Origin of the sequence: Actinoplanes sp. L3-i22 (assembly GCF_019704555.1) — a bacterium.
GTDB lineage: Bacteria > Actinomycetota > Actinomycetes > Mycobacteriales > Micromonosporaceae > Actinoplanes.
The window spans coordinates 8,993,143-9,005,083 of the sequence record NZ_AP024745.1 but is presented as its reverse complement, the minus strand read 5'-3'; the positions used below and the strand labels follow the sequence as shown (position 1 = coordinate 9,005,083).

12 protein-coding genes are annotated in these 11,941 nt (G+C 72.5%); 8 read left to right on the top strand and 4 right to left on the bottom strand.

Annotated features, from left to right (window positions below; genetic code table 11):
* Positions 1 to 5: 5 nt before the first annotated feature.
* The 5 genes from L3i22_RS40465 (at position 6) to L3i22_RS40445 (ending at position 5,860) form a co-directional block, all read left to right on the top strand.
* Positions 6 to 428 carry a hypothetical protein gene (locus tag L3i22_RS40465; protein ID WP_255658753.1) on the top strand — a complete coding sequence of 141 codons (423 nt, stop codon included), beginning with the start codon at positions 6 to 8 and terminating at the stop codon, positions 426 to 428.
* A 61-nt stretch (positions 429 to 489) separates the two neighbouring features.
* Entirely contained in the window at positions 490 to 1,860 is a 1,371-nt protein-coding gene (locus L3i22_RS40460; RefSeq protein WP_221322726.1) for a pyridoxal-dependent decarboxylase, read from the top strand.
* 14 nt (positions 1,861 to 1,874) lie between these two features.
* Positions 1,875 to 2,402 carry a GNAT family N-acetyltransferase gene (locus L3i22_RS40455; protein WP_221322725.1) on the top strand — a complete coding sequence of 176 codons (528 nt, stop codon included), beginning with the start codon at positions 1,875 to 1,877 and terminating at the stop codon, positions 2,400 to 2,402.
* Between the two features lie 186 nt (positions 2,403 to 2,588).
* Complete coding sequence (locus L3i22_RS40450) at positions 2,589 to 4,142, top strand: ABC transporter ATP-binding protein (RefSeq protein ID WP_255658752.1); 1,554 nt, start codon at positions 2,589 to 2,591, stop codon at positions 4,140 to 4,142.
* Complete coding sequence (locus tag L3i22_RS40445; protein ID WP_221322723.1) at positions 4,139 to 5,860, top strand: ABC transporter ATP-binding protein; 1,722 nt, start codon at positions 4,139 to 4,141, stop codon at positions 5,858 to 5,860. The genes L3i22_RS40450 and L3i22_RS40445 overlap by 4 nt, the downstream gene beginning before the upstream one ends.
* Here L3i22_RS40445 and L3i22_RS40440 read toward each other — a convergent pair.
* Both L3i22_RS40440 and L3i22_RS40435 read right to left on the bottom strand, forming a co-directional pair.
* On the bottom strand, positions 5,848 to 6,273 hold the full coding sequence (locus L3i22_RS40440; RefSeq protein WP_221322722.1) for a PRC-barrel domain-containing protein: 426 nt from the start codon (positions 6,271 to 6,273) through the stop codon (positions 5,848 to 5,850). The genes L3i22_RS40445 and L3i22_RS40440 overlap by 13 nt on opposite strands.
* 68 nt (positions 6,274 to 6,341) lie before the next feature.
* A complete protein-coding gene (locus tag L3i22_RS40435; protein ID WP_221322721.1) occupies positions 6,342 to 6,560 on the bottom strand; it encodes a PLD nuclease N-terminal domain-containing protein in 219 nt (72 codons plus the stop codon).
* A gap of 184 nt (positions 6,561 to 6,744) precedes the next feature.
* On the opposite strand from L3i22_RS40435, the gene L3i22_RS40430 reads away from it, so the two are divergent.
* Entirely contained in the window at positions 6,745 to 8,037 is a 1,293-nt protein-coding gene (locus L3i22_RS40430) for a hypothetical protein (protein ID WP_221322720.1), read from the top strand.
* A gap of 18 nt (positions 8,038 to 8,055) precedes the next feature.
* On the opposite strand, the gene L3i22_RS54020 is transcribed toward L3i22_RS40430, so the two are convergent.
* Together L3i22_RS54020 and L3i22_RS54015 are read right to left on the bottom strand one after the other, a co-directional pair.
* Positions 8,056 to 8,874 carry a phospholipase domain-containing protein gene (locus L3i22_RS54020; protein ID WP_255657536.1) on the bottom strand — a complete coding sequence of 273 codons (819 nt, stop codon included), beginning with the start codon at positions 8,872 to 8,874 and terminating at the stop codon, positions 8,056 to 8,058.
* The gene (locus L3i22_RS54015; RefSeq protein WP_255657535.1) at positions 8,835 to 10,046 is read right to left on the bottom strand and encodes an alkaline phosphatase family protein; all 1,212 of its coding nucleotides are present in this window, start codon (positions 10,044 to 10,046) and stop codon (positions 8,835 to 8,837) included. The genes L3i22_RS54020 and L3i22_RS54015 overlap by 40 nt, the downstream gene beginning before the upstream one ends.
* A gap of 90 nt (positions 10,047 to 10,136) precedes the next feature.
* Between L3i22_RS54015 and L3i22_RS40420 the strand changes: the two genes are divergently transcribed.
* A complete protein-coding gene (locus L3i22_RS40420; RefSeq protein ID WP_221322719.1) occupies positions 10,137 to 11,255 on the top strand; it encodes a sensor histidine kinase in 1,119 nt (372 codons plus the stop codon).
* On the top strand, positions 11,252 to 11,914 hold the full coding sequence (locus tag L3i22_RS40415) for a response regulator transcription factor (RefSeq protein WP_221322718.1): 663 nt from the start codon (positions 11,252 to 11,254) through the stop codon (positions 11,912 to 11,914). The genes L3i22_RS40420 and L3i22_RS40415 overlap by 4 nt, the downstream gene beginning before the upstream one ends.
* The last annotated feature ends 27 nt before the right edge of the window (positions 11,915 to 11,941 follow it).

The window sequence follows — 11,941 nt, the reverse complement described above, 5'->3', positions numbered from 1 at the left end:
GTTCGATGGGGCAGCGTGCGGTGATCGTCGCGGGGTGGCTGGTGGCAGCCGCCCTCGCGGTGCTGGTCGGGGTGGTCGGGATCGGCCTGGTCGGCCTGACCGGCCGGGAAGCCGACACGATGAGCGAGGCGGACGTCGAGCGGGCGCTGTCCGAGGTGTCCGCGACGCCGACCGCGAGTGTGGCCGCCTCGATCGGGCCGTCGCCGGCGACCGGCAGCGCGGAGAGCTCGTTCCGGACCCGGGGCGGGACGGTGGTCGCCGACTGCGACGGGATCGTCTCGATGTCGCCGGCGCAGGGCTTCGCCGTGCACGAGAAGCAGGTCCGCGAGGGCGAGTTCCGCAGTGTCCGGGACAACCACGACCGCGTGAAGGTCAAGCTGAGCTGCTCCGGCGGCACCCCGCTGGTCACCGAACGCAACGACGACTGACGGGCCAGGCCCGCTGAAGTGGACCGCGACGGCACCGCCGCCGGCCGCCTACCGTGCCCTGGTGGACCCTCGCCTCGCCGCTGACCTCGCGGACCTGCCCGACCTGCTGACCGCCGCGCGTGACTACGCGGCCGGCGTCCTGGACGGCCTCGACGACCGGCCGGCCGCGGTGCCGCCGCCGGCTTTCGACCCGGTGCCGCTCCCGGCGGCCGGCCTCGGCGCCGCGCAGGCCCTGGAGGTGTTCCGGGAGCGCTGGGCGCCCGGTTTCTCCGGCAGCGCCGGCCCGCGCTACCTGGGCTTCGTCACCGGCGGCGCGACGCCCGCCGCGCTGCTGGGCGACTGGCTGACCGGCACGTTCGACCAGAACGCGAGCGCCCGCGTGGGCTCGTCGGCGGTCGATCTGGAGCGCGAGACGGTCGGATGGCTGCGGTCCCTCTTCCATTTGAAAGACGATTTCGACGGTACGTTCGTAACCGGCGCGACCATGTCGAACACCGTCGGCCTGGCGATCGGCCGGGAGTGGCTCGGCGAACGCAAGGGCGTCAGCGTCGCCCGGCAGGGGGTCACCGCCCTGGGTGACATCACGGTCCTGTCCGGCGCGCCGCACTCCAGCGTCTACAAGGCGTTGTCGATCCTCGGCATCGGCCGCGACCAGCTCCGGATCGTGCCGGTTCAACCCGATCGCGAGGCGGTCGACGTCGCCGAGCTGGACCGGTGCCTGTCCGAGACCGTGGGTCCGGCGATCGTGGTCGCCAACGCCGGCACGGTCAACACCGTCGACTTCGACGACCTGCGGGCGATCGCCGCGCTGAAGGGCAGGCACGACTTCTGGCTGCACGTCGACGCCGCGTTCGGCGGGTTCGCCGCGCTGACCGCGGAGCACCGGCACCTGGTCGACGGCCTGGACCTGGCCGACTCGATCTGCATCGACCTGCACAAGTGGCTCAACGTCCCGTACGACGCCGCGGTCCAGTTCACCCGGCGTCAGGACCTGCAGGTCAGCGTGTTCCAGAACGCCGCCGCCTACCTGACCGCGCCCGGCCCCGACCCGGACCCGTTCCACCTGACGCCGGAGAACTCGCGGCGGCTGCGCGCGTTGTCCGCCTGGTTCGCGCTGGCCGCCTACGGCGCCGACGGGCACCGCGAGATCGTGGCGCGGAACGTCGCGCTGGCCCGTCGCTTCGGCGCGGAGGTGGCGACCCTGCCCGGGGTTCGGCTGCTTTCGCCCGTACGTCTCAATGTCGTGTGTTTTGGGGTTGAGGGTGACGTGGAAGCGATCCTGAAGGCCGTCGCGGCCTCGGGTGAGGCGTTCCTGACGCCGACCGTTCATGGGGGTGGGCCGGCGCTGCGGGCCGCGTTCAGCAACTGGCGCACCCGGGACGGGGACGTCGACCGGGTGCTCGCCGTCCTCCGGGAGGTCCTCGCGGAGTGATCTAGGGTGTCGTCGTGCCTCGATCATCGTTGACCGCCGTTGCCCGATCCGCGACCAGCGCCGATGCGGATCGGATCGCGGACATCTGCACCTCGGCGTATCGGGCGGCGTACCGGGAGCTGCTGCCGCCCGGCTACATCGACCGGACCGTGGACATCTACTTCGGGTCGGCGCGGGTGGCCCGGCAGGTGCCGGCGAACCCGCCGAAGTGGTTCGGGTACCAGGTGGCCGAGGAGGACGGGCGGCTGGTCGGCGCGGCCGGCGGCGGGATGACCGGGCCGGGCGTCGGCGAGCTGCACCTGATCTACCTGGAGCCGGCCGAGCGCGCCCGCGGGCTGGGCACCCTGCTGCTGGAGCGGGTCACCGAGCAGGTCCGGGCGGCCGGTGGGACCGAGATGTGGCTGTCGGTGTTCCTCGGCGACGGCGCCGGGATCGGGTTCTACCGGGCGCGCGGGTTCCAGCCGGTGGAGACGGTGCAGGCGGACCTGTCCCGCGAGGACGACCACATCCGCAGCCTGCGCATGCGGCGCATCCTGGACTGACCGGATGTGACGTAGCCCGCTGCCGCAAGCCGGATAAATCGGTTCCGGGCGGGTGCCGGTGACGGCAGGATGTCCGGTGTGGAACGGGGACCCGGTCGATACCTGTGGTGGCTGACACGACAGCTCAAGGGCCGGGTCGCGCTCGGCGCGCTGTTCGGGTCGCTGTGGTTCCTCAGCCTCGCCGCGATGCCGTACCTGATCTCCCAGGCCATCGACCGCGGCATCACCGCGCGCCAGGCCGGCCCGCTGATCGGCTGGTCCGCCGGCGTGCTCGCGTGCGGGCTGGCCGGCGCCGGCCTGGGCATCATGCGCCACCGCAGCATGACCAAGCTGCGGATCGCCGCCGCCCTGCGCACCGCCGACCAGGTGCTCACCCACGCCACCCGGCTCGGCGCCGCGCTGCCCCGCCGGATCACCGCCGGCGAGGTGGTCACGATCGGCATCTCCGACGTGTGGCTGATCGGCCGGGCGATGAACGTCGGGGGCATCGGCGTCGCCTCGATCGTGGCCTGCGCGGTGATCGCCACCCTGCTGCACCGCACGTCCCCGCAGCTCGCCCTGGTCGTGCTGATCGGCGTCCCGGCGCTCGGCGTGCTGGTCGGCCCGTTGCTGCGGGGCACCCAGCGGGCCGGCTCGCGGTACCGGGAGCGGCAGGGCACGCTCAACGCCCGGCTGGTCGACGTGGTCGGCGGGCTGCGCGTGCTGAACGGGCTCGGCGGCAGCGCCACCCACCTGGCCCGCTACGTGCGGGAGTCGTCCCGGCTGCGCGACCAGGGCTACCGGGTGGGCCGTCCGTCCAGCTGGGTCAACGCGCTCGGCGACGGCCTGCCGATGGTGTTCCTGGCCGTGGTGATCTGGGTGGCCGCGCGGATGGCGGCGACCGGCGAGATCAGCGCCGGGCAGCTGATCGCGGTCTACGGCTACACCGCGATGCTGGTCATCCCGGTCAGCGTGCTGATCTTCTGCGGCTTCGACCTGACGTACGGCCTGGTCGCCGCCCGCCGCGTCACCGGCTTCCTGAACCTGCCGCTCGACGACCCGGCCGGCGGCGCCGGTCCACCCGGCCCGGCCGGCCTGCACGACCCCGACTCGGGCGTGACCGCCGAGCCCGGCCGGCTCACCGCGCTGGCCGGTGTCCGCCCGGCCGACGCGACCGAGGTGCTCGACCGGCTCGGCCGCTACCTGCCGGCCGCCACGACCTGGGCGGATCTGCGGCTCGACGAGATCGCGCGGGACGTGGTGCGCGAGCGGATCCTGGTCGCCGAGAACGGCGCCGACCTGTTCGCCGGCCCGCTGCGCGACGTGGTCGCCGGCCGGCACGAGCCCGACGACGACCTGATCCGGGCCGCGATCGACACCGCGGTGGCCCACGACGTCGCCACCGACCTGGACCGCCCGGTCGAGTGGGGTGGCCGCAACCTCTCCGGCGGCCAGCGGCAGCGGCTCCGGCTGGCCCGCGCGCTCTACGCCGACCCGGAGATGCTGCTGCTCGCCGAGCCGACCTCGGCGGTCGACGCGCACACCGAGACGGCGATCGCCGAGCGGCTCGCCGCCGCGCGGGCCGGGCAGGGCACGGTCGTGGCGACCACCTCGCCGGTGCTGCTGGACCGCGCCGACACCGTGCACTACCTGGTCGGCGGGCGGGTCGCCGCGACCGGCACGCACCGCGAGCTGCTGGCCGCCGAGCCCGGCTACCGCACCCTGGTCACCCGGGTGTTCGGCGAGGAGGCGGAAGGATGAGCGCCGCGCTCCCGATCGCCGATCAGAAACTGGTCGTCAAGGCCACGCTGCGGCTGATCGCCGCCGACAAGCGGTCGGTCGCCGCGATGGTCGGGCTCAACTCGCTGGCCGCGATCGCCGGCCTGGGCGCCCCGTGGCTGCTCGGCCGGGTGATCGACACGGTGTCCGCCGGCGGTGGCGTGCACGCCGTCGACCGGCTGGCGCTGGCCGTGCTGGCCTGCGCGGTCGCCCAGACGCTGCTGTCGCGCTGGGCGCTGGCGCTCGCCTACCGTTTCGGCGAGCGCACCTCGGCCCGGATCCGCGAGACGTTCCTGCGCCGTGCGCTGGCGCTGCCGGCCTCGGTCGTCGAGCGGGTGCCCGCCGGTGACCTGGCGGCCCGCGGCACCACCGACGTCGACGCGGTCGCCGGCACGCTGCGGGACGTGCTGCCGCAGATCCTGATCGGCCTGGTCGAGATGGTGTTCATCATCGTCGCGGTGCTGGTGCTGAACCCGCTGCTCGGCACGGCCGGGGTGCTCGGCCTCTCCGGCGTCTGGTTCGTCACCCGGTGGTACCTGCGCCGCGCCCGGGACGCGTACCTGCGCGAGGGCGCGGCCAACTCGTGGCTGGCCGAGGAGCTGGCCGCGAACACCTCGGGCGCGCGGACCATCGAGGCGTTCGGGCTGGCCGACCGGCGGCTCGCGGCCGGGCACGCGGCGATCGACGACACCCGCCGGACCAGGATGATCACGCTCGGCCTGCGTACCGTGTTCTTCCCGGTCGTGGAGGTCTCCTACGCGGTGCCCGTGGTGCTGGTGCTGCTGCTCGGCGGGTGGCTCTACATGGAGCACCGGGTCAGCCTGGGGACGGTCGGGGCGGCCGTGCTCTACCTGCGTCAGCTGGTCAATCCGCTGGACACGCTGCTGATCCGGATCGAGCAGCTGCAGGCGGCGGCCGCGTCGTTCGCCCGGGTCGAGGGCCTGGCCGCGGCGCCGGCGGCGCCGACCACCATCGGATCACTTCCGGATGGCGACCGGATCGAGGTGCGCGGCGTCCGCTTCGCCTACGACGCCGGCCGCGACGTTCTGCACGACATCGATCTGACGGTACGGCCGGGGGAGCGCCTCGCCATCGTCGGACTCTCCGGGGCCGGCAAGTCCACCCTGGCCCGTCTGCTGGCCGGCGTCGACCACCCCACGGCCGGCACCGTCACCGCTGGTGGCGTGCCGATCGCCGACCTGCCGCCGGAGCAGCTGCGCACCCAGGTCGTGCTGGTCACCCAGGAGCTGCACGTGTTCCGCGAGTCGGTGCGCGACAACCTGATGGTGGCCGCCCCGGACGACGAGCTGCGCCGCGCGCTGGCCACGGTCGGCGCGGACTGGGCCGGCGACCTGGACCGCGACCTCGGGGCGCTGCCGCCGGACGGGGCGCAGGCCCAGCAGCTCGCGCTGGCCCGGGTGCTGCTGGCCGGCCCGCACACGGTCATCCTGGACGAGGCGACCGCGCTGCTCGACCCGACCGCCGCCCGGGACGCGGAACGGGCCCTGGCGGCGGTGCTGCACGGCCGGACCGTGATCGCCATCGCGCACCGCCTGCAGACCGCCCACGACGCCGACCGGGTGGCCGTGATGGACGACGGGCGGATCATCGAGCTCGGCACGCACGACGAGCTGCTCGCCGCCGGCGGGCCCTACGCCGCGCTGTGGCGCTCTTGGCACCGGGCCGATCAGATGCGGTAGTACGGATAGCCCGGGTAGATGTAGCCGTTGCTCCAGAACGGCGCGTAGCCGTAATGCCGGTACAGCTCGTTGTAGTACTCGGTGGCGTCGATCAGCTCCGGGTCGTAGCGCGGCGCCCCGGCCACGATCTGCTTCGGCTCGGCCACGTGCACGACGTCGTCGTCGATCGCCCGGATCGCCTCGATCGGGACGTAGGACGAGGTCGCGCCGAAGCCCAGGATGCCGCCGTGCGCCACGTGCAGCATCCGGACCTTCTGCTCCTCCGGGTCGATCAGCAGGTCGTCGACCCGGCCCAGGTCATTGCCGTCCCGGTCCTGGACCGTGCGCCCGCGGATGTCCTCGGCCGGATCACCGACCATCCGGTCGCTGTCACTCAACTTGATCAGCTCGATGCTGCTGCTCGGGGTCGTCATCGCACTCGCCTCCCTGGTACTGGCTACCGGAGGGATACCCGATCCCGGCATTTCGCACACCCGGCTGATCAGCGGCGACGGCCCCAGCGCAGGTAGGCGAGGGGGCCGAACGGCTGGACGGCCAGGGCCGGGAACCAGGCCGGCTTCGGGCCGCGGATCCGGTCGGCCGGGCGGCGGATCAGGTCGATCGCGGCGATCGTGGTGACCACCAGCTCGGCGGCGCCGATGACGAGGATGGCGCGCTGCTGACCGCGGGACAGGTCGTGCCACGTCTTCTTCTGGGCCATGGCGTGAACCTAGCGCATCGGGTTAGATCCATGGTCGGCGATGCGTGCGGGTTTTGGGGGAGCGATGAGTGAGCATGGGATCAGGGCGGCGCGGCCGGAGCCCGTACCGGAGCAATCGCCTGCCGTGCCCCCGGGCGGACCGCGACGAAGGCTGGTCGCCGCCGCGGTGATCGGGATTCTGGCCGTGACCGGCGTGCTCGTGGTGGTGTTCGGCCGGGGCGGCGGCGAGGTGCCGGCGGCGGCCACGTCGGCGGCGGAGGTGAAGGCCGCGGGTGCGAAGGCCGGCGCGGCGAGTGCGGTGGACGCGGCGGCCGGCGGCCCGGCGGATGCCGTGATGGCGATGCTGCAGGGGCAGGCGGCGGCGCTGATCGGTGGCGACGAGGCCGGCTGGCTGGCGCCGGTCGATCCGGCGCAGACCGACACCGTGGCGTACTTCCGGAAGCGTTTCAAGGTGCTCCGGGCGCTGCACGTCAGCCAGTTCGCCTACGCGCGCGGCAACAAGCCCTTTGTCGGGGCGGCCGACACCCAGTTCAGCGACACGATCTACTCCGGCTTCTGCTTCAGCCTGCCGAGCTGCCCGGACATCCTGCCGGAGGACGGGATCGACCTGGGCGCGCCGCGGATCAAGGAGACCTTCTCGTTCCAGCAGGTGGCCGGGAAGTTCCTGATCACCAGCGTGTTCGCGGACCGGGCGGAGAAGTCGCGCGAGCCGATGCCGTGGCAGGCCGGCGACCTGGTCGTGGCGGACGGCAACCGGGTCACCGTCGCGGCCGCCCCGGCGGTCGCGGGCCGGGCGAAGGAGGCGCTCGAGGTGGCCGAGAAGGCCGCGGTCTTCGCCGACCGGTTCGCCGGCGAGTTCCGCAATCCGCAGCAGCGCTACCGGGTCTACCTCGCCGACGACAAGCAGTGGAAGCGCTGGTTCAACAGCTCGATGTCGCGGGAGAACGGCGTGATCGGCCTGACCGTCGCGATCAACGACGTGCAGAGCGAGATCATGATCAAGATGAGCGGCAACCGGACCCGCGCCGAGCTGGCCGACACCATCCAGCACGAGATGGGGCACGTCGTCTCGCTCGGCAACCGCAACGACACCGGCAAGAAGCTGGTCTTCGACGTGCACGAGGAGTGGCTGACCGAGGGCGTCGCCGAGTACATCGGGCACTACCCGCGCCACGCCGCGCAGTCGCCGCGCAAGGCCGCCGTCCGGCAGCTCGTCGGGTCCTCGGCCGCGCCGCGGGGCATCGAGGTGCCGTCGCTCGACTGGGACGATCCGAAAAAGATCAATGCCTATTACGGGTACGGACATTTCGCCGTCGACTGCCTGGCCACGAAGTACGGCGAGCAGAAGATGGTGGCGTTCGTGAGCGCGATGGCCCGCGACGGCAAGTCCGACGACGAGGCCTCGGCGAGCGCGTTCGGCACCCCGTTCGCGGAGGTGGACAAGGCCTGCCTCGGCTGGATCCGGTCCCAGCTCTGAGGCAGGCCGTGCCGGTGCTCAGATCAGGCCGCCCATGCCCGGGTCGGTGATGCTGTCCGTACCGTTCTCCAGGTGGCCGGCGTACTGCGTCACGGTGCTGCCCGAGGTGACCGTGACGTCGTACCAGCCGTGCGTGCGGCTCGCGTCGATCTGCGAGGTCCGGGTGGTGCCGGGGCGCAGGCTCAGGGTGGCCGCGTGCCGGGTGTACCGGTCCGCGACGGTGACCTGGGCGTGGCTCCGGCCGTTGTTGCGGATCTCCAGCAGGACGGTGTCCCGGCGCTCGTCGTAGCGGGCCCGCACCACCAGCTTGACGTCGCCGCGGCGGAACCGGCGGTAGAACCCGTTCGGCCCGTGCACCTCGACGTCGTCGCTGGTGAACCCGCTGATCAGATGCTTGCCGGGTTCGACCGTGAAGGACCTCGGGTCGGCGCCCGACGGCCGTACGCCGAAAACCGCCGTTGATTTTCCGATGTTGTGCAGTTCGATGGTGTCGGCGGTCGCGTCCGCGTGCAGGGTGTAGGGCAGCGCCCGGGCCGGCCGGACGCCGCGCTCCTGCGCCGGCAGCTCCGGATCGGCCGGCGGGACCGGGATCTCGTCCGGCTGCCGGGTCAGCTCGGCCGGCTTGAACTGCGCCGTCTCGGGCAGGTCGACCGGGCGACGATTCGGCGTCGTGAAGTCGAACGCGCTGGTCAGATCGCCGGCGACGGCCCGCCGCCACGGGGTGATGTTCGGCTCGGCGATCCCGAAGCGGCGCTCCAGGAACCGGATCAGTGAGGTGTGGTCGAACGCCTGCGAGTTCACCCAGCCGCCGCGGGTCCACGGGGAGACGACGAGCATCGGGACGCGGATGCCGAATCCGTACGGCCCGGCCTGGTGCCCGCCCCGCCTCCGTAGAGTTCGTCGGCCGTGGAGACGGTCGAGCGCGCCGGGTCCGGCGTCGGCGGGACGAGGTGATCGAAGAAACCACCCTCCTCGTCGTACGTGACGAACAGCGCCATCTTCGACCAGATCGCCGGGTTCGCCGCCAGGATGTCGATGACCTGCGAGACGTACCAGGCGCCGTAGTGCGGCTCCCAGTTCGGGTGCTCGGTGTACGCCTCCGGCGCGACGATCCAGGAGACCTCCGGCAGCGTCCCGTTCTCCACGTCCTTACGGAAGTCGGCGAGCAGCTGCTCGGGGCTGCGGCCGAGCTCGTTCACCTCGGTGCCGGTCTTCGCCTTGTCCGCGAGCGGGTCCCCGGGCTGCGCGTTCTGGTACTGGTGGAAGTAGAGCAGGGCGTTGTCGCCGTAGTTGCCGATGAACGGGTCCGAGGTCCAGCCCCAGTACCCGGCGGCGGTCAGGCCGAGCCCGACGTCCTGGTACACCTTCCACGAGACGCCGGCCTCCTCCAGCCGCTCCGGATAGGTGGTCCAGTCGTAGCCGGCCTCGGCGTTGGTGATCACCGGGCCGCCACCCCGGCCGTCGTTGCCGACCCAGCCGGACCACATGTGGTAGCGGTTCGGGTCGGTCGGGCCGAGCAGCGAGCAGTGGTAGTTGTCGCAGACCGTGAACGCGTCCGCGAGCGCGAAGTGGTAGGGCAGATCCGCCCGGGTGTGGTGGGTCATGGTCTGCACGCCCTTGTTGGGCACCCACTTGTCGTACCGCCCGGCGTTCCAGGCGGCGTGCGTGTCGTCCCACCCGTGCGGCGGATCCGGGAGGAAGGTGCCGCCCAGGTCCTCGACGTCCGGCCGGAACGGCAGCAGCCCGTCCTGGTGCCACACGGACTCGCCGGACGGCTTGCGCGCCGGGTGCGGGTCGGCGAACCCGCGGACGCCGCGGAGCGTGCCGAAGTAGTGATCGAACGAACGGTTCTCCTGCATCAGGAAGATGACGTGCTCGACGTCCTGAATCGACCCGGTGCGATTGTTCGCCGGGATGGCGAGGGCCTTCTCGAGGCCCGTGGGCATGGCGGCGGCTATCGCCGGCATGCCCAGCATCTGCAGAAACTTGCGACGATCCACGCTGGCCACGGCCGCGGACGCTATGCACCGAAGGTAGCCCCGCGGTGACATTTACGGGTGTTGATGACGCCATTCTCGGGGCGACTAAGCTTCCTCCTCGTGCGCTGGTGGAGAGGGCTGAGCCCGATGGTCCGGGACGCCGTCGGCGCCGGGTTGCTGATCGTCGCCGCGTTCGTGCCCGGCCTCGCCGAGCTCGGCCTCCAGATCGGTGAACTGCACCTGCACGGCGCCACCGGGCTCAGCCTCGGGCTGCTGGTGATCCAGGCCCTGGCCCTGGTGCCGCGCCGACGCTGGCCGGCGGTCAGCCTCGCGGCCGGTGGGCTCGCCTGGGGCGTCTACCAGCTCGGCGGCTATCCGGTGACGATCGCCGGGATGGCGCTGCTGCTCGTGCTCTACAGCGTCGGCGCGCACCAGGAGCGGTTCCGCCGGGAGGTGGCCGCGGCCGGGGTGGCCGGCTACGTGGCGCTCGCGATCGCGCTGCACGAGCGGGGCTCGACCGAGCACGTGATCAACTACGCGACGTTCTTCGTGGTGCTCGCGGCGTGCTGGGGCGCGGGCGCGTGGGTGCGCTCGCGACAGCACGACGAGCTGCGGAAACGGGAGGCCAGCGTGCGCCTGGCGATCAGTGACGAGCGGGGCCGGATCGCGCGGGAACTGCACGACGTGGTCACCCACCACGTCACCGCGATGGTGGTGCAGGCCGACATGGCCGGGCTGCTCGTCACCGCCGACGCGGCGCGCGCCGCCGACGGGATCGCCGCGGTCGGCCGGAGCGGGCGGGAGGCGCTGACCGAGCTGCGGCGGCTGCTCGGCGTCCTGGACGGGAACGCCCTCGCCGAGCACGAGCCCGGCCGCGTGACCGACCTGGTCGAGCGGATGCGCCGGGCCGGGCAACCGGTCGACTTCGCCGAGGAGGGCGGGCCCGGCCCGGACGGCGGACTCGGGCTGGCGATCTACCGGGTGGTGCAGGAGGGGCTGACCAACGCGGTGAAGCACGCGCAGGGACGACCCACCCGGGTGCGGGTGCGGCACGCGACGGAAGGAACCGAGATCGAGGTGGTCACCGAAGGTTCCTTCCGCGGCGCGGTGGTGCCCGGGCGCGGCCTGACCGGGCTGGGCGAGCGGGTCAAGGTCTTCGGCGGCACCTTCGAGGCCACCGGAAACCCCCAAGGCGATTTCACCGTACGGGTTCGGCTGCCGCTCGGGGCCGGCGCGTGATCCGGGTGCTGGTCTGCGACGACCAGGCGCTGATCCGGGCCGGGTTCGTGACCGTTTTCGGACTCCAGCCGGACCTCGAGGTGGTCGGCGAGGCGTCCGACGGGGAGTCGGGGGTGCAGCTCGCGCACCGGCTGCGGCCCGACGTCGTGGTGATGGACATCCAGATGCCGGTGCTCGACGGGATCGAGGCGACCCGGCGGCTGGCCGGGCCGGATGTCGCCGACCCGATCAAGGTGCTCGTGGTGACCACGTTCAACCTGGACAAATACGTCTATGCGGCGCTGCGGGCCGGGGCCAGTGGGTTCCTGCTCAAGGACGCGCAGCCGGCCGAGCTGATCGACGGGATCCGGACCGTGGCCCGGGGCGAGGCGCTGCTCGCGCCGGCGGTGACCCGGGGGCTGGTCGGGCGGTTCGGCGATCGGGTCCGGGCTTCGGCGCCGGGGTTGGACGAGCGGCTGGCGGTGCTCACGCCGCGGGAGCTGGAAGTGTTCCGGCTGATCGCGGAGGGGTTGTCCAATGCGGAGATCGCCGGGCAGATGGTGATCGGGCAGGAGACGGTGAAGACCTACGTCTCGCGGATCCTGACCAAGCTCGCGTTGCGTGACCGGGTGCAGGCCGTGATCCTGGCCTATCAGTCAGGTCTCGTCGGCGCCCCCTGACGCGGCGCTCTTCCCGCGGGTTTTGCC

Bases quoted from the DNA above. Each gene is read 5' to 3' on its own strand.
- L3i22_RS40465 (WP_255658753.1), top strand. From the start codon at position 6: ATGGGGCAGCGTGCGGTGATCGTCGCGGGGTGGCTGGTGGCAGCCGCC.
- L3i22_RS40450 (WP_255658752.1), top strand. From the start codon at position 2,589: ATGCCGTACCTGATCTCCCAGGCCATCGACCGCGGCATCACCGCGCGC.
- L3i22_RS40445 (WP_221322723.1), top strand. From the start codon at position 4,139: ATGAGCGCCGCGCTCCCGATCGCCGATCAGAAACTGGTCGTCAAGGCC.
- L3i22_RS40440 (WP_221322722.1), bottom strand. From the start codon at position 6,273: ATGACGACCCCGAGCAGCAGCATCGAGCTGATCAAGTTGAGTGACAGC.
- L3i22_RS40435 (WP_221322721.1), bottom strand. From the start codon at position 6,560: ATGGCCCAGAAGAAGACGTGGCACGACCTGTCCCGCGGTCAGCAGCGC.
- L3i22_RS54020 (WP_255657536.1), bottom strand. From the start codon at position 8,874: ATGCTCGTCGTCTCCCCGTGGACCCGCGGCGGCTGGGTGAACTCGCAG.